The sequence below is a fragment of the Streptomyces sp. Ag109_G2-15 genome (genome assembly GCF_900215565.1).
GTDB lineage: Bacteria > Actinomycetota > Actinomycetes > Streptomycetales > Streptomycetaceae > Streptomyces > Streptomyces diastatochromogenes.
Map to the genome: position 1 here is coordinate 7,196,021 of NZ_OCNI01000001.1, position 26,442 is coordinate 7,222,462.

Sequence of the window (26,442 nt, forward strand, 5' to 3'; positions counted from 1 at the left end):
CGTGTCGACTCCTAGGGCGTCTCGACCCTGCCCCGCCGGTGCACCGGCCGGGCCAGCAGCGCCCCCAGGAAACCGGCGGCCAGGCCCCACAGTGCCCCGAGGCCCACCGCCTGCCACAGCCGGGGCCTGAGGAACAGTTCCCCGGACAGGCCGCCGCCCAGCTCGCCGATGCCGAGCAGGGACAGGCCGTAGTGCGCCGAGACCCGGCACAGCAGACAGATCATGAGCACCGTCAGGGCCAGGGCGACGGCCAGCCGCAGGGCGTGCTGCCAGGCCCGGACCCGGGCCGGGGAACGCGCCGCCATCAGGAAGGCGACCGCCGACAGCACCACCACGTCGGTGACCACCAGCCACCACATCCCGGTGTCGTAGGCGGTGAGCGTGCGCAGGTTCAGCGTGGAGACATCGGGAGTGCGCAGGATCTGATCCAGCACATGTGGCATGGGCAGACCGAACGGACCCTCGACCCGGCCGTTCCAGGTGGCGCCCAGACCGAGGGTGAGGGCGAGCCAGACCAGGTTGGGCAGGCCCAGCATGATCACCGCGAACGTCTCGGCGACGTGCCCGCGCGTCACCGCCGACACCAGCGCGACGACGAGGCCCAGGACGACGTAGACCAGCAGCAGCACGACCATGGCGTACGCGGCCGGGCGCACCGACTCCTGCCGGCGCAGCAGCCGCCCCGGCAGCGGCGCGCCGGGCGCGACCAGCACGGTCAGCACCAGCACCCCGGCCAGCCACACCAGCCCGAACAGCACGGTCAGCGGCACGTCCGTGGTGAACCCGACCTTCGGCGCCGCGTCGAACAGGCCGGTGAGATCGCTGAGGGTGCCGTTGCCCACGTCCACGGCGAAGGTCTGCCGGGCGGCGAAGGCGAGACCGAGCAGCGCCAGCAGCCACAGCACCGCGATCCGCGCGGCCCAGCCCGCCAGCTCCCGGGCCGAGGCGACCGCCCGGTGCCGGAGCGGCCGCAGAAAGCCCGCGCCGATCACCAGGGCACCGGCGAGGGTCACCGACAGCGGGATCACCGTGAGGCCGGCCCGGGTCTGCGCCAGCGCACCCGCGTTGCCGGAGAGTTCGAGCGTGCCGCCGACCGCCGCCACCACCGTCGCCATCACCACCCGGGCGAACGCGCCGTCCGGCAGATCCGCCGCTCCGACCGCCCACAGACCCAGCGCGGCGAGTACGACCATGACGGCCAGCCCGGTCAGCACCGCGGCCGCGGCCTGCACCCAGCCGTGGCGGGCGACGGGCCGCACGGGGACGCTCTCAGGACTCACCCTTGCCACGCTAGGCAGCGCCCGGGCACCCCGCCCGCCGGGTGGCCCGTCCGCGTCGGCTTGCGAGGCACCTGGGGCAGGAGCACACAATGGGATCATTGTGCAACAGATGCATGGCAAACGGGTCTTTCTTGGACATGAGCCGCGCATCGTGATCTGAGCCGCGCATCGCGACGGGAAGAAGTGCTCGTGAGCGTCGAACCTCCGTCATCCGGCCGCCCGACCGGACCGCCCTCCGGCCCGCTCTCGGGACCCTCCCAGCCCCCCGCCGGACCGCCCGAACCACCACCCGGCGGCGGCTCCGGCGCAGGGGACGGTGGACCGCACCGGCCGTGGTGGAGGTCCGCGCCGCGCGTGGCCGCCCTCACCGGTGTCGTGGTCGCAGCGGTCGTGGTGGCGCTGGTCCTCACCCGCCCCGGTGGCGGTGGCACCGCGCAGGGCGGCGAGGTCTTCCTGCAGGCCGCGAGCAAGACCGGCCCGGACCCCTTCATGGAGTCGACGGCTACGGAGACTTCCGCATCGCCGAAGACCACCGCCCCGGGAAAGACCTCCGGCCCGGGGAAGACTTCCGCGCCGGCGACCACATCCTCCCCGGGCACCAGCCCCCAGGCGACCACGTCCGCACCCGTCAATCAGATACGCGCGGTCGACGGCGGCGCGCCGGGCCTCTACAGCGGTGTCCAGAACCGCCCCAGCTGTGACGTCGAGAAGCAGATCAAGGTCCTCCAGGCCGACCCGGCCAAGAACCGCGCGTACGCGGCAGAGGCCGGCATCCAGCCCTCCGCCGTCCCCACCTACCTGCGGTCGCTCACCCCCATGACGCTGCGTGCCGACACCCGTGTCACCAACCACGGCTACCGCAGCGGCTCCGGCACCTCCTACCAGGCCGTCCTCCAGTCGGGCACCGCCGTCCTGGTCGACGGGCACGGCGTGCCCCGGGGGCGCTGCGCCTGCGGCAACCCGCTGACCCCGCCGGTCGCCCAGCGCACCACGCCCCGGCAGACCGGCGACCGCTGGGCGTCGTACCAGCCCACGAACGTCATCGTCGTGCGGCCCACCACGGTGATCGTCAACGTCTTCGTGATCTATGACTCCCACCGCGACGACTGGTTCCACCGCTACCGTGGCGACGACAGCGGCCGCCGAGACCGGCAGACCAAGCCGCCGCGGGACGTCTACCCCTGGATCGGGCCGACACCTACGTCGACCGGCCCCTCCAACTCGTCCTCCTCGTTCTTCTTCTCGGAGTCCCCGTCGTCCCCGTCGTCGTCCTCGTCGTCGTCCTCGTCGTCCTCGTCGTCCTCGTCGTCGTCCTCGACCTCGCCCAGCTCGGAGTCGCCGTCGTCGAAGTCGCCGTCGTCCGAGTCGCCGTCGTCCGAGTCGCCGTCGTCGGAGTCCCCGTCGTCCGAGTCGCCGTCCTCGGAATCCCCGTCCTCGGAATCCCCGTCGTCGGAGTCCCCGTCGTCCGAGTCGCCGTCCTCGGAGTCGCCGTCCTCGGAATCCCCGTCCTCGGAATCCCCGTCCTCGCAGTCCCCGTCGACCGAGGGCTCCACCTCAGGGCCGCCGTCCTCGGAGTCCTCCGTGTCGGAGCCTCCGTCCAGTAAGAGCGAGTCCGCGCAGACCGGACAGTCGGCGGAGAAGTCCAGTGCCGCGGAGACCAGCGCTCCGGAGCAGCCGCCGGCCGAGAACTCTCCCGCCGAGAACTCTCCGGCAGAGAAGCCTCCCGCCGAGAACTCCCCGGCCGAGAACGCTCCGGCGACGTGAGCGGCCCCACAGCCCCGGTCCGGCGGATGTGACGAAGCTCGCTGTGCGCGTTCGGCGAACGCACCGGGGGACTGCCGGGCGCGGCTCGGGGTACGAGGAGTGGTGCAACACTGAACGGCCGGATGGGGCTTCCGAGAGAGACACGCATGACCGAATACCTGGGCGGGGCAGTGGTACCGACTGGTTTCGACGTACCCGTGGAGCCGCTGCGACGGGCGGCGCACTACACCGGCGAACCCGGATGCATCGCCGACGCACGTGCTTTCGCGGCCCAGTTCCTGCAGCAGCTGAGGACCGAGTGGTGCGCCGCCATCGACAGCCGGACCGACGGTGACCTGCTCCTCGTCGTGAGCGAGCTGGTCACCAACGCGGACCGGCACAGCAGCGGCCCGTACATCCTGGAGCTGGAAGGCACGGACACCGCCGTCACGGTGGTGGTGTACGACAGCAGCTCGGCCCTGCCCCGCCGGTTCCCGAGGAACCCCGAGCGCGTCGGCCGGCACGGTCTGGAGATCGTGCACGCCCTGGCCACGCGGGTGACCGTGGAGCGCGTACCGGTCGGGAAGCGCGTGTGCGCGCGAGTGGAACTCGGGTCCTAGGGTGAGGGGGTGAGCAACCAGGTGAGCAACGAAGCCCATGTGATCCCGCTCCGCCCGGAGCCGGTCCGTCCGCAGCCGGTCCGGACGGACGCACCGGAGCCCGCGCCCAGGGAGCCCCTGTGGCGCGACCTTGTCGGTGAGGTACTTCGCCGTGAGCGGCTGGCGCAGGAGCGCACGCTCCGGGACGTGGCCGACGAGGCCCGGATCTCCCTGCCCTATCTCTCCGAGATCGAGCGCGGCCGCAAGGAGGCTTCCTCCGAAGTCCTCGCGGCCGCCGCGCACGCGCTCGGCCTGGGCCTCGGCGACCTGCTGTCGCTCGCGCAGGGCGAGCTGACCCGGCACACCGGCGCGGCCCACCGTACGGCCGCGGTGCCGCAGCACCCGTACAAGCGGTACAACGGGTTGTGCCTGGCGGCCTGAGACACGGGCCCCGGTCCGCTCGGCTCAGCCGATGCCCTGCTCGCGCAGCTGCCGGAAGAAGGCCCGGACGTCGGCGACGAGCAGGTCCGGTTCCTCCAGGGCCGCGAAGTGCCCGCCCCGGTCGAACTCCGTCCAGCGCACGATGTTCTCGGTCCGGTCCGCCTTGTGGCGCAGCGGGATCTGGAGCTCGGCCGGGAACAGGGCGAGGGCCGTCGGCACGGTGGACGGCTCGGCGGGCCGGGCGGTGCGGCCGCGTGCGTGTGCCCGCTCGTAGTAGAGGCGTGCGGACGAACCGGCCGTGCCGGTCAGCCAGTACAGCATGACGTTCGTCAGCAGCCGGTCCCGGTCGACGGCCTCCTCCGGCACCTCCTCGGAGTCGGTCCACTCGCGGAACTTCTCGACGATCCAGGCGAGTTGACCGACCGGCGAGTCCGTCAGCGCGTATGCGAGGGTGTGCGGCCGGGTGGACTGCAGGACGGCGTAGCCGGTGCCCTCCCGCGACCAGTCCGCCCACCGCCGCCACGAGGCGAGGGTGTTCTCCCGCTCCTCGGGGCCGAGTCGGCTCAGCTCCTCCTCGCCGGGCTCCTCGGCGGCCTGGGCGCCCGGCAGCAGGGTGAGGTGGACGCCGGTCACCCGGTCGGGATGGGCGCGGCCCAGCTCGCGGGAGACGGCCGCGCCCCAGTCGCCGCCGTGCGCGCCGAAGCGCTCGTAGCCGAGCCGCCGCATCAGCTCCGCCCAGGCGTCGGCGACCCGGGCGGCCTCCCAGCCGGGCTGTGTGGTCGGCCCGGAGAGACCGAAGCCCGGGATGCCCGGCACCACGACATGGAACGCGTCGGCGGCCTCGCCGCCGTGCGCCACCGGGTCGGTGAGCGGCCCGACGACGTCCAGGAACTCGACGATCGACCCTGGCCAGCCGTGGGTCAGGACCAGCGGGGTCGCCGCCGGCTCCGGGGAGCGCACATGGGCGAAGTGGATGTGCGCCCCGTCCACGGTGGTGGTGAACTGCGGCCACTCGTTCAGCCGCGCCTCGGCGGCCCGCCAGTCGTACTCGTGCCGCCAGTACCGGGCCAGATCCCGCAGGTAGCCGCCGGGAACGCCGTACTCCCAGCCCGCCCCGGGCAGTTCGGCCGGCCAGCGGGTGCGGTCGAGGCGGTCGTACAGGTCGTCCAGATCGCTCTGCGGGATCGACAGTCGAAACGGCCGGACGGTCCCGGCGGACGCAGACGTCATGCCCCGGATGCTAGTGCGCGCTGGGCCCCGTGCCCGGGAAGCCGACCGGTGCCCGACCGATGAGTTTCGTGGCGCGCACCGGTCGATACACATGACCGTGTTCCACGCTCCAGGAGGTGCTCATGACCACCGACGGATTCACCACGTGTCTCTGGTTCGACGGCCAGGCCGAAGAGGCCGCCGACTACTACGTGTCGATCTTCAAGAACTCCAGCGTCGGCCGCGTCGGCCGCTACACCGAGGCCGGTCCCGGACCGGCCGGTTCCGTGGTGGCCGTGGAGTTCACGGCCAACGGGCAGAAGTTCATCGCGCTCAACGGCGGCCCCCAGTTCAGGTTCAGCGAGGCGATCTCGTTCCAGATCTTCTGCTCCGACCAGCAGGAGATCGACTACTACTGGAACCGGCTCACCGAGAACGGCGGCGAGGGCGGCCCCTGCGGCTGGCTCAAGGACAGGTACGGCGTCTCCTGGCAGGTCGTCCCCGACCGGCTGATCGACATGATCGGCGACCCGGACCCGGAGAAGGCGACCCGCACCAGCCGCGCCATGCTGAGCATGGGCAAGCTCGACATCGCCGAGCTGGACAAGGCGTACGCGGGCGAGTGATCCGCCTCGGGGCGGGCTGGGCCGCTACCCGGCCTCGGCGAGGATCTCGGCGATCACATGCCGGGAGTTCTCCGCGAGCGCCGGGTTGGTGTGCCAGTAGTACGGCAGCTGGATCAGCGAGATCGACAGCGCCCAGCCCCGCCCGCGCGCCCACTCGGCGTCGTCGGCGCCCACGGTCTTGCGGAAGGTGTCGCGGGCGCTCGCGGGCAGCAGGTTCCAGGCCACGATCAGGTCCACGGCGGGATCGCCGACCCCGGCACAGCCGAAGTCGATCACCGCGCTCAGCCGCCCGTCGGAGACCAGCACGTTCCCGGGGGACAGATCGCCGTGCATCCAGGCCGGCGCCCCGCCGTGCTCCGGGGCGCGCAGCGCACGCTCCCACAGGGAGGTCACCCTGTCCGTGTCGATCCTGCCGGTCAGCTGCTCCAGGGCTGCTCGGGTCGGCTCGTCCCGCGTCGTGAGCGGGGCGCCCCGCTGGGCGGACGGCCCGTCCTGGACGTCGGTCCGGCGCAGGGCCGCCACGAACACCCCCAGCTCCTCGGCCAGCCGCTCCGGCGACTCGACGGCACCCGCGACCGGATTGCGCCCGTCCAGCCAGCGGTACACCGACCAGGGCCACGGGAAGTCCTCGTCCGGCTCGCCGAGCCCCACCGGCTCGGGCGTGGCCACCGGCAGCTGCGGCCCCAGGCGGGGAAGCCAGCGCTGCTCGTGCGCCACGTCGGCGACGGCGCTGGGACGCCGGGGCAGTCGTACCACCAGCTCCGTCCCCAGCCGGAACATCGCGTTCTCCGTACCGGAGGACGCGAGGCGCCGTGCCGGGAGCGACGCCCAGGCGGGGAACTGCCGGGCGATCATCCTCCGGACCAGCGCAGCGTCGATCTCGACCTCGTCCTCGTGCATCTTCACCGCACACATGAGCACCCATCCAACGGCCCGGCGCGCTCCCTGTCGAACGAAATACCAGGCGGGGCGGTGTCGTTGGACACCGCCCCGCCCGTCGGCCGCAGGGATCAGACCCGGTCGGCCACGATCAGCAGGTACTGGAAGCTGCCGTTCTTGTACGCGGTGAGGAACGCGTCCTCGATCCCCGTCACCAGGTGGTCGGCCTGCTTGCGCAGTTCCCAGTACGGGATCGTCGCCTCGGTGAGGTCCTCCACATGGACCGGGACGAGGCGGTTCTTGGCCATCGCGCGGAAGTACTCCGACCTCGGGTGGATGTCGCAGATGTAGTGCGCGTTGATCAGGGACACCTCACGCGAGGCCTGCCCGTAGGTGTCGTTGTAGCAGCCGGTGATCACCACGTACCGTCCGCCGCGGCGCAGCAGCCGGGCGTGTTCGGCGAACAGCAGGTCCAGCTCGACGTACATGGTGGACTCGTTGTTCCACGACGCGGCGTACGCGCCCGACTCGAAGCCGGTGTCGAGCATGTTGCGGTGGTGGTAGCGCACCTTGCCGTCGATGCCCCGCTTGCGGGCCATCTCGTTGGCGAAGTCGGCCTGCTTGGCGGAGATCGTGACACCGTCGGAGTGGCAGCCGTAGCGCAGGTTCGCCACGACGCTGCCGCCGCCCCGGCCGCAGCCGGCGTCGAAGACGCGGTCGGCGGGGGTGAGCGGGCCGAGGTGGGTGGCCAGCAGTTCGGCCTGGGCGTGCTCCAGACGGTGCAGCTCGCTGGTGACCCGCTCCTTGCGCAGGCCCGGGTCGGGCTCGTCGAGTACCGACCAGTCGGCGTCCCCGATGCCGTAATGGTGGTGGTACAGGTCGTCGATCTTTCCGAGTTCGAGGTTGACCGGGTTCTCCTCGGCGTTCCAGTAGTCCGCGACGCGGGTCTGGTACGTGGACTGGGTCGGCACCGGAGCTGACGTGGTGGTCTTCCGAGCGACAGGGGCGGTGGTCAACAGTGACTCCTCGAAGTGCGTCTGACGGTGTTTCAGAAAACTGGTGGGATCACCAGTAGTCGGGAAGGTGGTAACGGCGGGTGTTGGTCGAGTGCCACTCGTGGTTGCCGGCGACCCAGGCGGACAGCCCCTGGGCGTAGCGCTCGACGAGGGGCGAGGTGGCGGACAGGAGGGCGGACTCCTCCTCGAAGGCCTCCATGATCCGGTTGTGGATCTCGACGGACTTCAGATAGGCCGCCTTCAGCCCGCGCCGCTCGTTGGCGGCCACCACCTGAGGCAGATTGAGATGGTCCGGATCGCTCGCCAGCTCCTTGGTGAAGGAGTACAGGTCGTTGACGATCGTGGTGGCGTTGCACGCGAGGGCGGTGATCCGCTGGATCTCCGGCCGGGCGTAGACCTGTTCGGGCAGTTCGTAGCCGTCCACCGCGTCGACGAGCGACAGACAGGGGCGGAAGTTGTTGAACTGCCGCATGACCAGGTACTCCCAGACCCGCGGCACGTACTTGGTCTCCATCCAGGCGGCCTCGCCCAGATAGCCCATGTGCAGCCGGGCCATGTCGTGCACGAACCGGTCGGTCTGACTGGGCGTGGCGAAGGACGCGTAGTCCGCGAGGGCGAAGTGGTACGAGCGCAGCGGACCGTCGGCCCCGATGCCCTCGCGCCACTCCTCCTCCAGCTCCGGGGTCCCGTGGAAGGGATCGAGCGCCGACTGGGCGATGATCAGCGGGCCGCCCAGACCGCGCCGCGATCCGCCCCGGCCCTCGTCCTCCTCGCAGTAGCAGGAGTCGACGATGTTCTCGGCGAGCAGCAGCTTGCCGGCGGCGGTGAGGCGGTCCAGGTCGAGGCCGCCCGGATGCTGGAGTACGACGGCCCGGCCGAACTGGAAGTCCGAGAAGTCCCCGGTCCAGGCCTCGGGAAACAGATCCAGCTCACGGGCCCAGGTCTCCAGCCGGCGGTCGATCTCCGCGGCCTTCTCCGGGTCAGCGGGAGCGGCGGGTTGGTGGTGCAGTCCGGGGATCACCCCGGTGCGCCGCGGCCTGCGCATGCTCTGGGCGATGTTCGGCGGCCCGGGCAGCGCGTAGGAGTGGGTGGGTGTGCTCATGGCGTGCTCCAGGCCGTCAGTCGGCGGTCCGGCCGAGCTGGACGTTCTCCAGGATCCCCGCGGCGTCGGGGACCAGGATGGCCAGCGAGTAGTAGGCGGTGACCAGGTAGTTGATGATCGCGGCGGTGTCGATGCCCATGAAGCGGACGTTCAGGCCCGGCTGGAACTCCTCCGGGATACCGGTCTGGTAGAGGCCGATGACGCCCTGGTCGGCCTCACCGGTGCGCAGCGCGATGATGCTGCTGGTGTGGTCGTCGCTGATCGGGATCTTGCTGCACGGATAGATCGGGACGCCGCGCCAGGCCGGGATCTCGTGGCCGTCGATGTTCGCGCTGCCGGGCACCAGCCCGCGCCGGTTGCACTGCCGGAAGAAGGCCGCGATCGCCTTCGGATGTGCCAGGAACACCTTGGTCTTGCGGCGCATGGAGAGCAGCTCGTCCATGTCGTCGGGCGTCGGCGGCCCGGTGAAGGAGCTGATCCGCTGGCCGTAGTCGATGTTGTGCAGCAGCCCGAACTCCCGGTTGTTGACCAGCTCCCACTCCTGGCGCTCACGGATCTCCTCCACCGTGAGCCGCAGTTGCTGCTGGGTCTGGTCCATCGGGTTGTTGTAGAGATCGGCGACCCTGGTGTGCACCCGCAGCACGGTCTGGGTGAGGGACAACTCGTATTCGCGGGGCGCGAGTTCGTAGTCCACGAAGCCGCCGGGAAGCGTCTGCTCGCCGACGTGGCCGGCCTGCACCGGGACCTCCGCCTCGCCCTTGCGGTTCATCGGCTTGCGCTGCTGCTCGACATACGCCTGGAGATGGGCTGCGAGGGACGGCACCCGCTCGGTGAACTCCTGGACGACGTCCCAGGGCAGCGCCAGCACCACGCCCGCCGTCTCCGCCCGCACCGAGGTGAGCCAGAGCGGGTCGGACTGGCCGACCGCCTCGTCGCCCATCTGGTCGCCGTCGGTGACGACCCCGACGATCTCCTCCTCGCCGTACTTGCCGGCCGCGAACCGGGTGAACCGGCCGTGCACGACCAGGTACGCCTCCGTGACCGGCTGCCCCGCCTCGAACAGCACCTGGCCCGGGCGCACCTCCCGGGGCTGGAAGCGGGTGGCCATCTCCCGCAGCACGTCCAGGTGGGGGTAGCCGCGCAGGATCGGCAGCTCGGTCAGCGTCTCGGGGATGACCCGGATGTCGTCGGCGCCGTTCTGCTCGAAGTGCACGCGCCCGCGACCGGTACGCAGCTGCAGACGGCGGTTGACCCGGTACGTGCCTCCCTTGACGTCCACCCACGGCAGGGTCTTCAGCAGCCATCGCGAGGTGATGGCCTGCATCTGCGGTTCGGACTTGGTCGTGGTGGCGAGGTTTCGGGCCGCCCGCGTGCTCAGGCTGGTGAGCTGCCCGTCGGTCAGGGGTCCGGGATCGGGCTCCTCGACTGCGGAACCGGTGGCGATGTCCGGAGTGGACACATTCCCTCCTGCGGAGAGGCGAACAGGGGTGATTCGGATCGGTCGATGGTGCGCGGGGTGCTGGTGCGCTCCGACCAGCCAAACAGGACGCGTGATCTTCGGGTATAGCGCGAAGGGGGCGCTTTTGATCATGGTGTGGTGTAAACCCGCCGTTGAGAGCGTTGGGGGGTGGTGTGCGTGACCGCGCGCCGGGTCCCTGCCCCCGCACGCGGTGACAGCCGTACGTTTGGACTCGGGAGAGGCTCAGGAGAGGTCGTTCACCAGCACCGCCGCGCCGTCGAAGCGGCCGGCCTTGAGGTCCTTCAGGGCCTGTGGGGCGCGCGACAGCGGATAGGTGTGCGTCTTCGCGCGGACCCCGTGCAGCGCGGCCTTCTCCAGGAACTCGCGGCCGTCCGCGCGCGTGTTGGAGGTGACGCTGCGCAGTTCCTTCTCGTAGAACAGGTCGGTCTCGTAGCGCAGCGGCGGTACGTCGCTCAGGTGAATGCCCGCCACGGACAGGACCCCGCCGCGGTCGAGCGCCCGCAGCGCGACCGGGACCAGGTCGCCGACCGGGGCGAAGAGGATCGCGCTGTCCAGGGGCTCCGGCGGCAGGTCGTACGCGTCCCGTGCCGAGGCGGCGCCCAGCTCGAGGGCCAGCCGCCGGGCGTCCGTGCCGCGGGTCAGGACGTGCACCGTGGCGCCCTCGGCGAGGGCCACCTGCGCGCACAGGTGGGCGCTGCCCCCGAACCCGTACAGCCCGAGCCGGCCGCCCGGCGGCAGCGAGGCGCGGCGCAGCGCGCGGTAGCCGATGATCCCGGCGCACAGCAGCGGCGCCAGCGCCACGTCGTCCACCGCGCCCGGCAACCGGTAGGCGAAGCCGGCCGGCACGGTCGTGTACTCCGCGTAGCCGCCGTCGGCGTCCCAGCCGGTGTACTCGGACCGGGGGCACAGGTTCTCGGCGCCCCGCAGGCAGTACGCGCACCCGCCGTCGGTGTGCCGCAGCCAGGCCACGCCCACCCGGTCGCCCACCGTGAAACCCTCGACGCCCGCCCCGAACCCGGCGACCACGCCCACCACCTCGTGCCCGGGGGTCACGCCGGGCCGGTGCACCGGCAGGTCCCCCTCGGTGACGTGCAGGTCGGTGCGGCACACTCCGCAGACGCGTACATGGACCAGCAGCTCGTCGTCCCCGGGCACGGGCACCGGCCGCTCGACGAACCGGAGGGGATCCTCCTCCACCGGCCCGGGCCGGGTCACCGACCAGGCCCGTGTCGTCCCTGCCGTCACCGTCGACTCCGACATCCCGCGCCCCGTCCCGCCGAAGGCTGCCGTCCCTCTCGTCCAGTGTCGGACGGTTGCCTCCGTTCGGCGCGCGGGCCGAAGGAGGGATGGCTAGCGTGAGGATTCGGACAATCCGCTCACCGGAGAGGGCCCGCGACCATGGCCGTGCAACCTGAAGGAACGCCCTGTTGGGCCGATGCGATGTTCAGCGACCTCGAGGGCGCCAAGAGCTTCTACGGCGAGGTCCTCGGCTGGACCTTCGGCGAGGCCTCGTCGGAGTACGGCCACTACACACAGGCCTACGCGAACGCCAAGGCGGTGGCCGCCGTCGTACCGCCCATGCCCGGCCAGGAGGGGCAGTCGCAGTGGTGCCTGTACTTCGCCTCGCCGGACGCCGCCGCCACCGCGGCCAGGATCCGGGAGAACGGCGGGGAAGTGCTGATGGAGCCGATGCAGGTCGGCGACTTCGGCACCATGTGCCTGGCCCGTGAGCCCAGCGGCGCCGTGTTCGGTGTGTGGCAGGCGGGCGTCCACGAGGGCTTCGAGGCGACGGCGGTGCCCGGTGCCTACAACTGGGCCGAGGTCTTCACCCGCGATCCGGAGACGACGGACGCGTTCCTCACCGCCGTCTTCCCCTACGCGGCGAAGCAGCTCGAGGACGACGGGGTCGACTTCCGGGTCTTCAACATCGGCGACGACACGGTCCTGGGCCGGATGCGGATGACCGACGAGTTCCCGCCCGAGATCCCGTCGTACGTCAACGTGTACTTCGGCGTCGACGACTGCGACGCGGCCGTGGCCCGGGCCACCAAGCTCGGCGGCGTTCTGCGCTTCGGGCCCATGGGCAGCCCCTTCGGCCGGTTCGCTGCGCTCAGCGATCCGCAGGGCGCGAACTTCTCCGTGATCGACACCACGACCACCGAGGGCGACAGGCCCAGCTTCCAGGACGTCTGACCGGGCCCGGCACGGTGGCCGGCGCGGCCATGGCATGATCGACCGCATGCGTGAACGTGTGGTGGCCGCGTGCGACGGGGCTTCGAAGGGAAACCCCGGACCGGCCGGATGGGCATGGGTGGTCTCGGACGACGAGCGGACCCCCGCCCGCTGGGAGGCGGGCCCGCTCGGCCGGGCCACCAACAACGTCGCCGAACTGACCGCCCTGGAGCGCCTGCTGGCGGCCGTCGACCCGGACGTGCCGCTGGAGATCCGCATGGACTCCCAGTACGCGATGAAGGCGGTCACCACCTGGCTGCCCGGCTGGAAGCGCAACGGCTGGAAGACGGCCGCCGGCAAGCCGGTCGCCAACCAGGACCTGGTGGTCCGCATCGACGAGCTGCTCGACGGCCGCTCCGTCGAGTTCCGCTACGTCCCCGCCCACCAGGTCGACGGCGACCCGCTGAACGACTTCGCCGACCGCGCCGCCAGCCAGGCCGCCTCGGTCCAGGAAGAGGCCGGCAGCGCCCTCGGCTCCCCGGAGCCGCCGCAGTCGCCCGACACGCCCAAGGCGGCCGCCCCGCGCCGCAAGGCGCCCCGCCGGACCGGCGGCGGAGCGTCCTTGCGCACCATCAAGGCGAAGTTCCCCGGCCGCTGCCTGTGCGGCCGCAGCTACGCGGCCGGCGAGTCCATCGCCAAGAACGCGCAGGGCTGGGGCCACCCGGAGTGCCGTACCGCCGAGGCCTGATCAGCTGTCGAAGGTGTAGAACTTCGTGTGGTCCAACAGGTCCGACGGGCGCACGTCGTTCCACGGCTTCATCGTGTCGTCCAGGTCGATGACGTCGGGCGTCCCGCCGGTCGGCACATAACCGGCGTCCGGGTGCCGGCGCTGCCACTCGGCCCACAGCTTGTCGACGTAGGCGTGGTGCAGCCAGAACACCGGGTCGTTGGGGGAGACCCCGGTGGCCATCTGCCCGCCGACCCACACGTGGACCCGGTTGTGCAGATTGACCCCGCGCCAGCCCTCAAGGTTGTTGCGGAAGCCGTCGGATGAGCTGTTGTAGGGCGCCATGTCGTAGGTCGACAGGGCCAGCACGGAGTCCACCTCCGCGCGCGTCGGCAGCTCGCGCACGGCCGTGCCGAGCGAGCGGCGCAGGAACGTACGGCCGTCCACGCGCACGCTGATCGGCCAGTTGCCGCCGGTCGCGGCGAACGGGCCGTCCATCACCCGGCCGTCGCTGCTGCGCCCGGTGCCGCCGAGGAAGTCCGGCGCCCACAGCGAGGCGCGCACCGTGCGGTCGGTGCTCCAGTCCCAGTACGGCAGGGCGACCGAGGAGTCGACCGCCTGCAGCGCCTGCTCGAAGTCGAGCAGGAATCTGCGGTGCCAGGGCAGGAAGGACGGGGAGCGGTGGCCGGTCCGCTCGCCGCTGTCGGTGTCGGACATGATGAAGCCGTTGTGCGTGCGGACGAACTCGTCGTAGCGCCCGTTGCGCTTGAGTTCGAGGACGGCATTGACGAACCGGCGCTTCTCGTCGGCGGTCAGAGCGGCCTGGTTCTTGCGTACGGTCATGTGCGTGGTGCTCCGGATGTCCTTGCGGGGGCGGTCAGTTGGCGGGGAACGGCAGCAGCGGGGCGCCCTGCAGCTCGTCCACCGCGGCACGGGCGGCGGCGCGCGGCGTGGGCACCGGGTCGTAGTGGCTGACGACGCTGATCCAGCTGCCGTCGGCGTTCCGCATCACGTGCAGCTCCACCCCGTCGACGAATGCCGAGTAGCCGCCGCCGTGTTCGTGGTGGTGACCGCCCATGCTCGACGGACGGCCCTGTATCCGGCGGCCCTTGTAGACCTCGTCGAAGGATGCCGGTGCGCCGTGCTGGTGATCGGCGGCCGAGGCGCCGGGTGCGACGAGCGTGGCGGCCGAGGCCGTGGCGGCCAGCGCGGCCGCTGCGGTGAGCGCGCGGCGCCGGGTTATTTCGGGCATGCGTGTCCTCCTGTGGGGGAGTTCGAGTGGTGACTCCGCATGCCTACCGGGCCGTCCCGGAGGGGAAGAAATCGCCCGGAACCGGTTGGCTGTGATCCGGACAATTAGCCACATGTCGTAGAAGGTTGAAGCAAGATGATCTTGCTGTGGTGAGGGGTCCCTCTGCTGCGGAACGGGGAATTCCTTGCCGGGACGTCCGGGATTCCGGTGATCTTTCTCGTCCGCGGCCCGCCCGAGTGGCGCGGGTCACCGCGCCAGACTGACGCGATTCGGAAGTCCGGCCGCACCCCTGCGGCCCTGCTACCCTGCGGTTCCATTCGAACACGATGGGTAGTCGTCAGGGGCGTGTGCGTGAAGGTCGTCTGTGTCGGAGGCGGGCCCGCGGGCCTGTACCTCGCCATCCTGCTCAAGCGGCAGAACCCCGCCCATGACATCACCGTCCACGAACGCGACCCCGAGGGCTCGACCTACGGCTGGGGCGTGACGTACTGGCGTGGACTGCTCGACCGGCTCCACACCCACGACCCCGAGTCCGCGCGCGCGATCGAGGAGAGTTCGGTCCGCTGGAACCAGGGCGTGGCCCACGTCCGCGACCAGGTGACCCGGCAGCCCGGCGACGAGGGACACGGCATCGGGCGCCACCGCCTCCTGGAGATCCTCGCCGAGCGGGCCCGCTCCCTCGGCGTACGGCTGGAGTTCGAGAGCGAGGTCACGGCCGCCGACCTGCCCGGGGCCGACCTGGTCGTGGCGGCCGACGGCGTCCACAGCGCCCTGCGCACCCACCACGCCGGCCACTTCGGCACGCAGCTCGAAGAGGGCCGCAACCATTACCTCTGGCTCGGCACCACCAAGGTCTTCGACGCCTTCACCTTCGCCTTCGTGGAGACCGAGCACGGCTGGATCTGGTGCTACGGCTACGCCTACAGCGGCGAGGGCAGCACCTGCGTCATGGAGTGCTCCCCGGAGACCCTCACCGGCCTCGGCCTGGACCGGGTGGACGAGGGCGAGGGGCTCGCGCTGCTGGAGAAGCTCTTCGCCTCGATCCTCGACGGCCACCCGCTCATCGGCGGCCGCGGTGCTCCCTGGCCGGCCTTCCGCACCCTCACCAACCGCACCTGGCACCGCGACAACCTCGTCCTGCTCGGCGACGCCGCCCACACCACCCACTACTCCATCGGCGCCGGCACCACCCTCGCCCTCGAGGACGCCATGTGCCTCGCCACCGCCCTCCGCGAGCACGCCACCCTGCCCGCGGCACTCGCCGCCTACGAACGGCAGCGCAGCTCCGAACTGCTCTCCGCGCAGAGCGCCGCCCGCTACAGCGCCCAGTGGTACGAGAACCTGCCCCGCTACATCCACCTGCCCCCGCACCGCATGTTCGCCCTGCTCGGCCAGCGCCACTCGCCGCTGCTGCCGTACGTGCCGCCGCAGCTCTACTACGGCATCGACAGGGCGGCAGGCCAACTGGAGGTGCTGCGCAGGCTCAAGCGCTGGCTCGGGCCCAGGGCGGCCCGCGCCCTGCACGCCCGGTCGACGGCGCACCGGAGCTAGCGCGCTCCGCTCTCTCCACCCTCCACCGCGGCTTCCCCCACCTTCCACCGCGGCTTTCCCCCATCTTTCACCGCGGCTTTCCCCCCACCGAAGGAGTCTTCGTCATGGCCGTACCCGTCTCGTTCGACCATGCCTCGACCGGCTACAGCCTCGAGCGCGCGTACTGGCTGGCGCGCGCGGCCGATCTCGCCTACAAGGACGAGTCCGCCGTCGAGCGCCAGGCCGCCCAGTGGGGCTTCGGCCAGGTCAGGCATCACCACACACGGTTCACCCCGCCCTTCCCGCTGCAGGACACCCAGGCGTACACGATGGCCGGCGACCGGATGATCGTCACGGCGTTCCGCGGCACGGAGCCCGCCCAGATCAAGGACTGGCTCTCCGACGCCACCACCCCGCCGTGCCCCGGACCCGGCGGCAACGGCTTCGTCCACTACGGGTTCGCCGAGGCCCTGGCGTCGGTCTACCCGGACGTCCACCACGCCCTCACGGAGCTGCGCACCGACGGCCAGACCGTCTACTTCACCGGGCACAGCCTGGGCGGCGCGCTCGCCATGCTGGCCGGCGCGCGCCTCTTTCTGGAGGAGCCCCACCTCGCCGCGGACGGCGTCTACACCTACGGCCAGCCCCGCACCTGCGACCGGCTGCTGGCCGAGGCGTTCAACAAGGGCTTCGGCGGTCGCATGTACCGGTTCGTCAACAACAACGACGTCGTGCCCCAGCTCCCGCCGGAGCCCGCCTTCGCCCACGTCAGGGCGCTGCGCTACATCGACTCGCACGGCAAGGTGCACGAGGCGATGCCGACGCTGTCCGCCTTCGGCGACCGGGTCAAGGGGCTGACCGGCGACCCCTTCGCGCCCGCCTCCGACGGTGTCCGCGACCACTTCATGCGCAACTACCTGGGCGCCCTGGAGAAGAACCTCGCCTGACGGGCGGACGGAGTGCGGGGTGAAATTCTTTGGTGAATGGCCATTCACTCGATAAGGTGAATTCTTATTCACCGATCAGTCCGAGACGTTCACAGGAGCGCCCATGGACCACCCCGCCCCGATACCCCAGCCGCCCGGCACATCCACCGCGGCGCCCCGGTTGCGGGACCGCCTCACCATCCCGGTGCTCGCGTCGGGCGGCATCCTCATGGCCGTCATGCAGACCGTGGTCGTACCGCTCCTGCCCGACCTGCCACGGCTGACCCATGCCTCGGCGGCCACCGTCTCCTGGATGGTCACCGCGACCCTGCTGTCCGGGGCGGTCCTCACCCCCGTGCTCGGCCGGGCCGGCGACATGTACGGCAAGCGCCGGGTGCTCACCGGCGCGCTCGCCCTGATGACCGTCGGCTCGGTGATGTGCGCCCTGTCCTCCGACATCGGCGTCCTCATCGCGGCCCGCGCGCTCCAGGGCGCCGCCGCCTCCGTCGTCCCGCTGTCGATCAGCATCCTGCGCGACGAACTCCCGCCGGAGCGCAGGGGCTCGGCGGTGGCGCTGATGAGTTCCACGGTCGGCATCGGGGCCGCCCTCGGCCTGCCGCTCGCCGCGCTGGTCGTCCAGTACGCCGACTGGCACACCATGTTCTGGCTGACTAGCGCACTGGGCGCGCTCGGTGTGGCGGCCACCTGGTGGGCGGTCAGGGAGTCGCCGGTACGTGAGCCCGGCCGCTTCGACGTCCTCGGCGCGCTGGGCCTGGCCGCTGGCCTGGTGTGCCTCCTGCTGGGCGTCTCCCAGGGCGGCCAGTGGGGCTGGGGCAGCCCCCGGGTCCTCGGACTGTTCCTCGCGGCCGCGGCCGTCCTCGCCCTGTGGTGGTGGCAGCAACTGCGCGCCGAGCGCCCGCTGGTCGACCTGCGCCTGGTCACCCGGCCCCGGGTCGGCCTGTCCCATGTGGCGGCCCTGCTCACCGGGTTCGCCTTCTACGCCAACTCGCTCGTGACCGCTCAGCTGGTGCAGGCGCCGAAGGCCACCGGTTACGGCCTCGGCCTCTCGATCGTCGCCACCGGCCTGTGCCTGCTCCCCGGCGGCGTCACCATGCTGCTCTTCTCGCCGCTCTCCGCCCGCATCTCCGCCGCGCGCGGCCCGCGCGTCACCCTCGCCCTCGGCGCCGCCGTCATCGCGTGCGGCTACGCGGTCCGCATCGCCGACAGCCGCGACCTGTGGATGATCATCCTGGGCGCGACGGTCGTGGCCACCGGCACCACCCTCGCCTACTCCGCACTCCCGACCCTCATCCTGCGAGCCGTCCCCGCCGCCCAGACCGCCTCCGCCAACGGCGTCAACGTCCTCATGCGCACGATCGGCCAGGCCACCTCCAGCGCCGCCGTCACCGCAGTCCTCGTCCACCACACCAGCCCCGTCGCCGGCGTCCCCCTGCCCACCCTGCACGGCTACCTGCTGGCGTTCACCATGGCCGGCACCATCGCCCTGGCCGCCTGCGCCGCGGCCCTCTCCATCCCGGCCGACGACACCCGGCGCGCCGAAGCTGCCACCCGGGGCGCTCGCGATGAGGCGTTGGAGGGAGCATGAGTGGCGTGAGCACTCCATCCGGTCCCCGGGCGGCCGCCCCCGAAGGCCCCGCGCGGCGCGACGCCGAGGCCACCAAGGCGGTCATTCTCAAGGCCGCCCGCTATCTGCTGGCACGGCACGCGCACGCCGACATCACGTTGAAGGCCGTCGCCGAACGGGCCGGTGTCAGCGCGCCGTTGATCCTGAAGTACTTCGGGAACAAGGACGCGCTCTTCGCCCGGGTGATGTCGTTCGACACCGACGCGGACGACCTGCTCGACGCGCCGCTGGCGGACCTGGGCCGGCACATGGTCCGCCATGTGCTGGCGAGCCAGCGCGAGCGCGGCACCGACCCGCTGCTGCGCATCGCCTTCGCGCCCCTGCACGGCGACCACGGCGAGATCCTGCGCGCCAACTTCCGCGCCCAGGTGACCGAACGCCTCGCCGCCCGGCTCACCGGCCCCGACGCCGGCCTGCGCGCCGAACTCGCCGTCGCCGGCCTCCTCGGGCTCGGCGTGATGTACGGCATCGCGCGCGGCCCGCACCTGCGCGAGACCGACCTCGACGCCATCGCCGACCGCTACGGGACCCTCGTACAGGAACAGCTGACACCCGGCACCTGAGTCACTCGACCGCCTGGGGGCCGTTCAGCAGCGCCTCCGCGCACCTGCGGAACGCCGCGAGCAGGCGGCCGTTGTCGCCCGCGCGGGTCGCCAGCGCGACATGGCTCGGTTCGACGCCGTGCAGCGGGATCGAGGCGAGGCCGGGGCGGATGTGGATGCCGGGGACGCCCGCAGCGATCGCCACCGCCTGCCCGGAGGCGACGAGTTCGAACTTGTCCTCGATGTCGTCGATGTACGGGCCGTCGGGCGCCGGGCTGCCGTCGGGCCGGGGGTCGATGCGCCAGAACGCGTCCCAGAGCCGGTCCGGGACCCGGGGGAGCGGCTCGTCGGCGATGTCGTCCACGGTGACCGACTCCTTGCCCGCCAGCCGGTGGTCGAGCGGGACGACCAGGACGCGTGGTTCGTCGTAGAGGACCGTCACCCGCAGGCCCTCGGTGACGAACGGCAGCCGGGCCACGAGCGCGTCCACGCGGTGGTCGAGCAGCGCGTCCCGCGCCTCGTTCCAGCGCAGATGCGCGGTCCGCACGTCGGCGTCCGGGAACCCGCGCCGCAGCTCGCGCACGGCCGGGGTGACGAAGACGCCGGTGGTGTAGCCGACGGTGATCCGGCTGGGCTCGGCGGCGGCCCGGGCGACGGCGGCGGCCTGGGCCGCGGCGCGCAACAGCGCCTTGGCGCGCGGGAGGAAGGCCTCTCCGGCCTCGGTGAGCCGGGTGCCCCGCGGGGTGCGGTCGAACAGCCGGGCACCCAACTGCTGCTCCAGACGCCGGACTTGACGGCTCAGGGACGGCTGGGCGATGTGCAGGGCGGTCGCGGCGCGGCCGAAGTGCCGGTGCTCGGCCACGACCGTGAAGTACCGCACCAGCCGAAGGTCGAGGTCCACGGGGGCGGCCGAGTCGGTCATGCCTCAAGCGTACTGCCGTATGAGCGCCGGCTGGACGCTCGTAGCCGTGCTGAGCTGTGGTGATGCCTGATCTGCATTGCGTCATGCGAAACAGGCTTTGGACCTGGACCCGGCCCCGGACCAACGATGAAGTCATTCCCGCCCAGCATCCGAGGAGCTAGATCAACCATGCGTGTTTTCGTCACCGGTGCCACGGGGTTCGTCGGATCCGCCGTCGTTCCCGAACTCGCCGCCGCCGGACACGAGGTCGTCGGCCTCGCCCGCTCGGACGAGGCGGAGGCCTCGCTGAAGTCGGCCGGGGCCGAGGCGTACCGCGGCAGTCTGGACGACCCCGAGGGCCTGGCCCGCGCCGCGGCCGCGGCCGACGGCGTGATCCACCTGGCCTTCATCCACGACTTCACCGACATCTACGCCGCAGGCGCCACCGACCTGCGCGCCATCGAGGCGATCGGCGCCGCCCTGGCCGGCTCCGGCAAGCCCTTCCTGGTCACCTCCGGCACCGGGATCGCCCGGGCGGACGGTGTGGTCACCGAGGAGGACGGGCCCGCCCCGGGCAGCCACCGGGCCGCGTCCGAGGAGGCCACGCTCGCGCTGGCCGAGTACAGGGTGCGGGCCTGCCTGGTCCGGCTCGCCCCCTCCGTGCACGGCCGGGGCGACCACGCCTTCGTGCCGCGCCTGATCGAGTTCGCCCGGGCGAAGGGTGTGTCGGCCTATGTCGGCGATGGCGCCAACCGCTGGACGGGCGTGCACCGTTCGGACGCGGCCCGCCTGTACCGGCTGGCCCTGGAGTCCGCGCCGGCCGGCACCCGGCTGCACGCGACCGACGAGGAAGGGGTGCCCTTCCGGGACATCGCCGCGGTCATCGGCCGGCATCTGGACGTGCCCGTCGTCGGCGTGCCCGCCGAACAGGCCGAGGACCACTTCGGCTGGCTCGGCCGGTTCGCCGCCGTCGACTGTCCGTCGTCGAGCGCGCTGACCCGCAGGCTCCTCGGCTGGGAGCCGCAGGGGCCCGGCCTCCTCGCCGACCTCGACGAGGGCCACTACTTCCAGGCGTAGTCAGCGCAGGAGACGGTCGAGGAAGCCGTTCGAGAACACCCGGTGCGGGTCCAGTCGGTCGAGGATCCCGACCGCCTGCTCCCACACCCCCGCGTCGAACGAACCGGGCACGGCCGTGCCCAGCACCTCCGCGTCGCTCCAGACGGCGTCCTCGGTGTAGGCCCAGCCCTTGGACCACTCCACGCGCGCGCGGGCGTACCCGCCGTCGAAGGTGTCCAGCAGGAACCGCTCCAGCTCGCGCAGAAACGCCTCCGCGTACGGCGTCCCCGGCAGGGTCAGCACGTCCAGCCACACCGCGGTGTCCCACTCGGGGCGGGCCGCGCTCGGCCGCAGCGCGGACAGCAGCGGGGCCCGGGCGCCCGCGACGCCGGTGTCGGCGGGGTCGTCCAGACCGGTCACCCGGATCTCCACCGAGCCGTTCACCGGGAAGCGGCCCAGCGCCGCGTACGCCTCGAGCCGTTCCCGGTAGCGGCTGGTGAACTCGTGCACCACCCGCTGCACCCCGGCCCGCGTGGTGAGGACCGCGTACCCGTTCGCGGTCACCCGCAGTGTGGTGGGCCGGAGGTACAGCAGGGTGTTCTTCGACGGCCCCCACAGATCGGCGGACAGCGTGGCCGCCAGCCCCAGGTTGGCCACGTCGAGCTGTGCGTTGCCGAGCACCGGCGCCAGATACCAGGCCGCTTCCGCGAAGATCCGCCCCACCAGGTCGGCCACGAGGGTCGGCGCGCTGTCGGAGAACGGGTAGTTGTACGGCGAGGTGACGTGCCGTGAGGTGAGCGGCTTGACCGGCGTGACGCTCCACTCCTTCAGCCACGGGAACTCGGTGAAGGCGAACCAGATCGTCTCCACCCGGCCCGAGCGCCGCAGGAAGGTCTCCAGGGTGCGCCCGCGGGAGCCGGGGGCCGCGAACAGTTCGGAGGCCGGGATGTCGGTACGGCTGACACAGCGCAGGTCGCTGTTCGGGCCGACCCGCAGCACCACCTCCGTGACGAAGGACCGGCCGAGATGGGTCAACAGGGCGGCACAGTCCGCCTCCGCCCGGTGGAACGTCCGCAGCACATAGGCCCCCGCGCCCTCGTCCCACACCACCGCGGTCAGCTCCAGCACCCTGTTGCTCAGCGAGCCGTACGTCGTGCCGGCCGGCGGGCGTTCGCCCTCGGCCGGCGCGGCCGTGCCGTGCGCGTCGATCGCCAGGGCGCCGCCGAGCGTCAGATCGCCGGGTGCGGGCGTGGCGGTGAGGCCGAGCCCGTGCTCCTCCAGGAAGGTGAGCAGGGCTTCGAGGGGCACACCCGCGCCGGCGCGCACCGCCGACCCGGACTCCAGCGCCAGACCGGTCAGATGAGACGCCGTGTCGACCAGCAGGACGGGGGTGTCCGCGGTCGTGCCCTCGGTGATCGTCAGCGGTGACCAGCCGTGCGAGCAGCCCCGCGCCCGCACCCGCCATCCGCTGCGCCAGGCCCAGTTGACGACGGCGAGCACCTGCTCCGGGCCGGTCGGCGCGCAGGCCCACAGCCCGTCCGCGGTGATCTCACCCACCCAGTTGCGGTACGCCGAGTGGTAGAGCGCCACCTCGGCCGGAAACCCCGGGAGTTCGGCTGCGGCGCGGGCCGGATCGGCCGCCACCAGCACGGGTACGGCGGCCAGCGCGGCGGCGGTGCGCAGGAAGCCGCGGCGGCTGACGGGCGCCGAACCACCGCTCTCGGAGGGAAAGTTGCTCACTGAACGATCGATCACGGACACACGCTAAGCGCCGCTTTACAGCAACCGGCTTTCTGTCGAGTCCCCATCACCCATGTGGGTGAAACTTCCACAGGTTCCCGCCGGAGCGAGCTGTTCCGCAGGAGGCGCGACCGGATGACAGACTGACGCCATGGACGAACGCGTAATCGGCAGGTCGGGGCAGCGGGCATCCGTCGTCGGACTCGGCACATGGCAGCTGGGCGCCGACTGGGGCGACGTGGACGACAAGGAGGCCCGGTCCGTCCTGGAGGCGGCGGCCGAGGCGGGGGTCACCTTCTTCGACACGGCCGACGTGTACGGCGACGGACGCAGCGAGTCGACCATCGCCGCCTTCCTGGGCGGCCGGCCCGATCTGCACGTGCTGGTGGCCACCAAGATGGGCCGCCGGGTCGAGCAGATCCCCGAGAACTACGTCCTGGACAACTTCCGCGCCTGGAACGACCGGTCCCGCCGCAACCTCGGCGTCGACCGCCTCGACCTGGTGCAGCTGCACTGCCCGCCCACCCCCGTCTACTCCTCGGACGAGGTGTTCGACGCCCTCGACACCCTGGTGGACGAGGAGCGGATCGCCGCGTACGGGGTGAGCGTGGAGACCTGCGCCGAGGCGCTGACCGCGATCGCCCGGCCGAACGTGGCGAGCGTGCAGATCATCCTCAACCCGTTCCGCATGAAGCCCCTGCACGAGGTGCTCCCGGCGGCACGGGAGGCGGGCGTCGGCATCATCGCGCGCGTGCCGCTCGCCTCCGGCCTGCTGTCCGGCAAGTACACCAAGGACACGGTCTTCGCGGCCAACGACCACCGCACCTACAACCGGCACGGCGAGGCCTTCGACCAGGGCGAGACCTTCTCCGGCGTCGACTACGCGACCGGCGTCGAGGCCGCCGCCGAGTTCGCCGCGCTCGCCCCCGAGGGGTACACCCCGGCCCAGCTGGCCCTGCGCTGGATCGCCGAGCAGCCCGGCGTGACCACGGTCATCCCCGGCGCCCGCAACCCCGGGCAGGCCCGGGCCAACGCGGCCGCCGCCAAGCTGCCGCCGCTGCCCGCGGAGACGTTCACCGCGATCCGCGACCTGTACGAGCGCCGGATCAAGGACCAGGTGGAGCAGCGCTGGTAGTACCGGGCGGGCCCGGCCGTTTGCACTGACGTCCGGACGGTTACCCGCACGGCATGAGGCAGGAGCCACCGCACACGGGGCGTGACGAGAGCGAGGAGGAGCGGGCCGACCGGATGTGGGGCGAGCTGATCCAGGAGGTCCGGGTGGCCCAGACGGGCGTGCAGATCCTCTTCGGCTTCCTGCTGACCGTCGTCTTCCAGCCGAAGTACGCCCGTCTGCCCGACGCCGACCAGGTCATCTACATCGTCACCGTCGTCCTGGGTGCCTGCGCGACCGGAGCCCTCATCGGGCCGGTCTCCCTGCACCGCCTGGTCGCCGGCCGCCGGGTCAAGCCGCAGGCGGTGCGGCTGGCCGCCCGGATGACGTTCGTCGGTCTGGTCCTGCTGCTCGCCACCATGACCTCGTCCCTGCTGCTGATCCTCCGGGTGGCCACACACGACGCCTATGTGCCCTGGCTGGTCGCGGCTGTCGTCGCCTGGTACCTGGTGTGCTGGTACGCGCTGCCGCTGTGGGCGCGCCACCGGCACACCGGCTCTGACGACTAGCCGGCCGTACGGGCCTCCAGGGCGGCCAGCTGACGGTCGTGCACCCTGCTGAGCAGCAGCAGCGAGAGCACGGCGCCGATCAGGGCGCAGAACATGTCCCACTGCGTGTCCCACACATCGCCCTGGGTGGCGAGGAAGGCGTCCGCGCCGTGCCCGCCGATCTCGGCGGCCGCCCACTCCAGCAGTTCGAAGCAGGCGCTGAAGGCGAGGCAGGCGCACACGGTGAGCGGGGCGAGCCAGCGGCTGCCGCGCAGCGGCGAGGTACGGCTGAGCAGCTCGCGTACCAGGACGGCCGGGACGAAGCCCTGCATCAGGTGCCCGAGCCGGTCGTACGGGTTGCGGGACAGGCCGAAGGTGTCCCGCACCCAGTCGCCCGCCGGCACCTGCGCGTACGTGTAGTGGCCGCCGACCGCGAGGACCAGCGCGTGCACGGTCAGCAGCCCGCACAGCAGCCCGGTCAGCGGGAAGCGCCGCCAGACCAGCACCACCAGGGGCAGCCCGACCAGCGCCCAGACCGTCTCCAGGAACCAGGTCGTGCGGTCGTGCACGTCCCACGCCGACACGGCGAGGCCCACGGCCACCACACCCGCGAACAGGGCGGGCGGCACGCGGCGCGGCACGGTACGCGGGGCGGGGTGCACTGCGGTCATGGCGGGGCTCCTTGCCGTAGGAGAGGAAGGAGCCCATCGTGGCGGCGGCCGCCGGGGCCGGGCATGAGTACCGCTACTCAGCCCGGGCTGAGGACCCCTGGGGCCGGCTCCCGCGGGCTCCGCGCAGCGCGGACAGACAGGTGCCGATGGCCTGCTGGAGTTCCTCCAGGCGCTGGACCATGTCGTCCTGGTAGAAGTCCTGGGCGTCGTCGAAGGTCAGCTCCTCGAACGCCCGGGTCGCCTTCTGCAGACTGCTGTAGAACTTCGTCCGCTGCTCCTGGACGCGCAGCTCGGGGTCGGCCTCGACCGTCTCGGCGACGAGGGACCTCATGGTGTCGTAGGCCTCGGTGGCCCACTCGCCGGTGTCCTCGCCGTCCTCCAGCTCGTCGATCAGCGACAGATGCCGCTCGGCCTCTTCGCGCAGGACGGCGGGCGCGTCCACGGTCTGCCCGGCCGGGGTCCTGATCTGCCCGGACTCGGCGATCTGCCGCACGTAGCCGATCCGGTCGGCCGCCCGGCTCTCGGTGGCGACGGCCTTCTTCAGGTCGTCGGTGCGTACGACGTCCCGGGCCAGCTCGGCCTGCAGGTCCGGGTCCTCCTTGAGCCGGTCCAGCAGGGCGGAGCGGGCGGCCCGCGCGGTGGAGGGGTCGGCGAGGATGGCGGCGCGCAGCGCGGTGGGGTTCTCGGCGACCTCAAGGGCCTTGGTGGGGCGGATGCCCTCGGCCTCGGCCGCCTGGGCGATGGCGGTGCCACGCTCGGAGGTGGCGCTGTTGCGGGAGACGTAGTAGCTCAGCCACACGTCGGAGTCCGGCAGCTCGACGTCCTGGCCCGGCTGGAGCGCCTCGAAGTGCGGGACGAGCCCGTCGTCGGCCGCGCGGTCCCAGGCCTTGTAGTAGCGCATGACCCGCTCGGGCGAGCAGCCGGCCAGCTCCGCGAACTCCTTCGCCGACACCTTCGGCGTCTCACCGGCGGCCTGCCCGCCCGGCCGCACGCTGCGCGCCACCATCAGCGCGAACGCCCAGCCGCCGGTGCGCGCGTAGACGCCGAACTCGCGCGCGTCCCGCGCCACGAGGTCGGACAGGGGCACCGCGGCCGGCGCGGACGTCTCGGACGGGTCGATCGCAAGGGTCACGGATGACTCTCCTGGAGGCATGACTCAACGGGGCCGCACTCGGTGCGCGAGTGCGACTGGACAGCCTATATCCACCCATTGGCGATGCTTTGACGACCCTGCCTGTCCGGCACG

At 71.9% G+C, this 26,442-nt stretch carries 26 protein-coding genes; 13 read left to right on the forward strand and 13 right to left on the reverse strand.

Annotated features, from left to right (window positions below; genetic code table 11):
• Nucleotides 1-11: 11 nt before the first annotated feature.
• Nucleotides 12-1,280 (reverse strand): streptophobe family protein, encoded by a 1,269-nt coding sequence (locus CRP49_RS32365; protein ID WP_097256534.1) that lies wholly within the window; start codon nt 1,278-1,280, stop codon nt 12-14.
• Nucleotides 1,281-1,634: 354 nt separating this feature from the next.
• Here CRP49_RS32365 and CRP49_RS32370 point away from each other — a divergent pair, with 354 nt between their 5' ends.
• The 3 genes from CRP49_RS32370 to CRP49_RS32380 all read left to right on the forward strand — a co-directional run bounded on the left by CRP49_RS32370 (nt 1,635) and on the right by CRP49_RS32380 (nt 4,063).
• Entirely contained in the window at nt 1,635-3,044 is a 1,410-nt protein-coding gene (locus CRP49_RS32370) for a DUF6777 domain-containing protein (protein ID WP_373560376.1), read from the forward strand.
• A 146-nt stretch (nt 3,045-3,190) separates the two neighbouring features.
• The gene (locus CRP49_RS32375; protein ID WP_094221744.1) at nt 3,191-3,643 is read left to right on the forward strand and encodes an ATP-binding protein; all 453 of its coding nucleotides are present in this window, start codon (nt 3,191-3,193) and stop codon (nt 3,641-3,643) included.
• A 9-nt stretch (nt 3,644-3,652) separates the two neighbouring features.
• On the forward strand, nt 3,653-4,063 hold the full coding sequence (locus tag CRP49_RS32380; RefSeq protein WP_097256535.1) for a helix-turn-helix domain-containing protein: 411 nt from the start codon (nt 3,653-3,655) through the stop codon (nt 4,061-4,063).
• Between the two features lie 24 nt (nt 4,064-4,087).
• Here CRP49_RS32380 and CRP49_RS32385 read toward each other — a convergent pair whose 3' ends face one another.
• Nucleotides 4,088-5,293 carry an epoxide hydrolase family protein gene (locus CRP49_RS32385; protein ID WP_097256536.1) on the reverse strand — a complete coding sequence of 402 codons (1,206 nt, stop codon included), beginning with the start codon at nt 5,291-5,293 and terminating at the stop codon, nt 4,088-4,090.
• A 122-nt stretch (nt 5,294-5,415) separates the two neighbouring features.
• On the opposite strand from CRP49_RS32385, the gene CRP49_RS32390 reads away from it, so the two are divergent.
• Nucleotides 5,416-5,898 carry a VOC family protein gene (locus CRP49_RS32390; RefSeq protein ID WP_097256537.1) on the forward strand — a complete coding sequence of 161 codons (483 nt, stop codon included), beginning with the start codon at nt 5,416-5,418 and terminating at the stop codon, nt 5,896-5,898.
• 24 nt (nt 5,899-5,922) lie between these two features.
• On the opposite strand, the gene CRP49_RS32395 is transcribed toward CRP49_RS32390, so the two are convergent.
• From CRP49_RS32395 to CRP49_RS32415, 5 genes are all read right to left on the reverse strand, one after another.
• Nucleotides 5,923-6,813, reverse strand: a complete 891-nt coding sequence (locus tag CRP49_RS32395) for an aminoglycoside phosphotransferase family protein (RefSeq protein ID WP_097256538.1) — start codon at nt 6,811-6,813, stop codon at nt 5,923-5,925.
• A 95-nt stretch (nt 6,814-6,908) separates the two neighbouring features.
• Entirely contained in the window at nt 6,909-7,793 is an 885-nt protein-coding gene (locus CRP49_RS32400) for a geranyl diphosphate 2-C-methyltransferase (RefSeq protein WP_097256539.1), read from the reverse strand.
• A gap of 49 nt (nt 7,794-7,842) precedes the next feature.
• Nucleotides 7,843-8,895: a family 2 encapsulin nanocompartment cargo protein terpene cyclase gene (locus CRP49_RS32405; RefSeq protein ID WP_097256540.1), complete on the reverse strand. Its 1,053-nt coding sequence runs from the start codon at nt 8,893-8,895 to the stop codon at nt 7,843-7,845.
• A gap of 16 nt (nt 8,896-8,911) precedes the next feature.
• A complete protein-coding gene (locus tag CRP49_RS32410) occupies nt 8,912-10,354 on the reverse strand; it encodes a family 2B encapsulin nanocompartment shell protein (RefSeq protein WP_097256541.1) in 1,443 nt (480 codons plus the stop codon).
• A gap of 243 nt (nt 10,355-10,597) precedes the next feature.
• Nucleotides 10,598-11,635 (reverse strand): zinc-binding alcohol dehydrogenase family protein, encoded by a 1,038-nt coding sequence (locus CRP49_RS32415; RefSeq protein WP_179851820.1) that lies wholly within the window; start codon nt 11,633-11,635, stop codon nt 10,598-10,600.
• A gap of 138 nt (nt 11,636-11,773) precedes the next feature.
• Here CRP49_RS32415 and CRP49_RS32420 point away from each other — a divergent pair, with 138 nt between their 5' ends.
• The gene (locus tag CRP49_RS32420) at nt 11,774-12,568 is read left to right on the forward strand and encodes a VOC family protein (protein WP_097256542.1); all 795 of its coding nucleotides are present in this window, start codon (nt 11,774-11,776) and stop codon (nt 12,566-12,568) included.
• Between the two features lie 34 nt (nt 12,569-12,602).
• Nucleotides 12,603-13,295 (forward strand): ribonuclease H, encoded by a 693-nt coding sequence (locus CRP49_RS32425; protein ID WP_097256543.1) that lies wholly within the window; start codon nt 12,603-12,605, stop codon nt 13,293-13,295.
• Here CRP49_RS32425 and CRP49_RS32430 read toward each other — a convergent pair whose 3' ends face one another.
• Entirely contained in the window at nt 13,296-14,117 is an 822-nt protein-coding gene (locus CRP49_RS32430; RefSeq protein WP_097256544.1) for a tyrosinase family protein, read from the reverse strand.
• Nucleotides 14,118-14,151: 34 nt separating this feature from the next.
• Nucleotides 14,152-14,526, reverse strand: a complete 375-nt coding sequence (locus CRP49_RS32435) for a tyrosinase cofactor (protein ID WP_097256545.1) — start codon at nt 14,524-14,526, stop codon at nt 14,152-14,154.
• Nucleotides 14,527-14,871: 345 nt separating this feature from the next.
• Between CRP49_RS32435 and CRP49_RS32440 the strand changes: the two genes are divergently transcribed.
• From CRP49_RS32440 to CRP49_RS32455, 4 genes are all read left to right on the forward strand, one after another.
• On the forward strand, nt 14,872-16,077 hold the full coding sequence (locus CRP49_RS32440) for an FAD-dependent monooxygenase (protein WP_097256546.1): 1,206 nt from the start codon (nt 14,872-14,874) through the stop codon (nt 16,075-16,077).
• Between the two features lie 104 nt (nt 16,078-16,181).
• A complete protein-coding gene (locus tag CRP49_RS32445) occupies nt 16,182-17,003 on the forward strand; it encodes a lipase family protein (RefSeq protein ID WP_097256547.1) in 822 nt (273 codons plus the stop codon).
• Nucleotides 17,004-17,106: 103 nt separating this feature from the next.
• Nucleotides 17,107-18,588: an MFS transporter gene (locus tag CRP49_RS32450; RefSeq protein WP_097256548.1), complete on the forward strand. Its 1,482-nt coding sequence runs from the start codon at nt 17,107-17,109 to the stop codon at nt 18,586-18,588.
• Entirely contained in the window at nt 18,585-19,190 is a 606-nt protein-coding gene (locus CRP49_RS32455) for a TetR family transcriptional regulator (RefSeq protein ID WP_097256549.1), read from the forward strand. The genes CRP49_RS32450 and CRP49_RS32455 overlap by 4 nt, the downstream gene beginning before the upstream one ends.
• Nucleotide 19,191: 1 nt before the next feature.
• Here CRP49_RS32455 and CRP49_RS32460 read toward each other — a convergent pair whose 3' ends face one another.
• Nucleotides 19,192-20,091 carry a LysR family transcriptional regulator gene (locus CRP49_RS32460; protein WP_097256550.1) on the reverse strand — a complete coding sequence of 300 codons (900 nt, stop codon included), beginning with the start codon at nt 20,089-20,091 and terminating at the stop codon, nt 19,192-19,194.
• Nucleotides 20,092-20,259: 168 nt separating this feature from the next.
• Here CRP49_RS32460 and CRP49_RS32465 point away from each other — a divergent pair, with 168 nt between their 5' ends.
• On the forward strand, nt 20,260-21,147 hold the full coding sequence (locus tag CRP49_RS32465) for an SDR family oxidoreductase (protein ID WP_097256551.1): 888 nt from the start codon (nt 20,260-20,262) through the stop codon (nt 21,145-21,147).
• Here CRP49_RS32465 and CRP49_RS32470 read toward each other — a convergent pair whose 3' ends face one another.
• Nucleotides 21,148-22,881, reverse strand: coding sequence for a cholesterol oxidase substrate-binding domain-containing protein (locus CRP49_RS32470; protein WP_097257656.1), 1,734 nt, complete (start codon nt 22,879-22,881; stop codon nt 21,148-21,150).
• A gap of 136 nt (nt 22,882-23,017) precedes the next feature.
• On the opposite strand from CRP49_RS32470, the gene CRP49_RS32475 reads away from it, so the two are divergent.
• On the forward strand, nt 23,018-24,001 hold the full coding sequence (locus CRP49_RS32475) for an aldo/keto reductase (protein WP_097256552.1): 984 nt from the start codon (nt 23,018-23,020) through the stop codon (nt 23,999-24,001).
• A gap of 53 nt (nt 24,002-24,054) precedes the next feature.
• Nucleotides 24,055-24,546 carry a DUF6328 family protein gene (locus CRP49_RS32480; RefSeq protein ID WP_097256553.1) on the forward strand — a complete coding sequence of 164 codons (492 nt, stop codon included), beginning with the start codon at nt 24,055-24,057 and terminating at the stop codon, nt 24,544-24,546.
• On the opposite strand, the gene CRP49_RS32485 is transcribed toward CRP49_RS32480, so the two are convergent.
• Together CRP49_RS32485 and CRP49_RS32490 are read right to left on the reverse strand one after the other, a co-directional pair.
• Nucleotides 24,543-25,196: a DUF2238 domain-containing protein gene (locus CRP49_RS32485; protein ID WP_179851821.1), complete on the reverse strand. Its 654-nt coding sequence runs from the start codon at nt 25,194-25,196 to the stop codon at nt 24,543-24,545. The two genes, CRP49_RS32480 and CRP49_RS32485, sit on opposite strands and share 4 nt — an antisense overlap.
• Nucleotides 25,197-25,269: 73 nt before the next feature.
• Nucleotides 25,270-26,328: a hypothetical protein gene (locus CRP49_RS32490; protein ID WP_097256554.1), complete on the reverse strand. Its 1,059-nt coding sequence runs from the start codon at nt 26,326-26,328 to the stop codon at nt 25,270-25,272.
• Between the last annotated feature and the right edge of the window lie 114 nt (nt 26,329-26,442).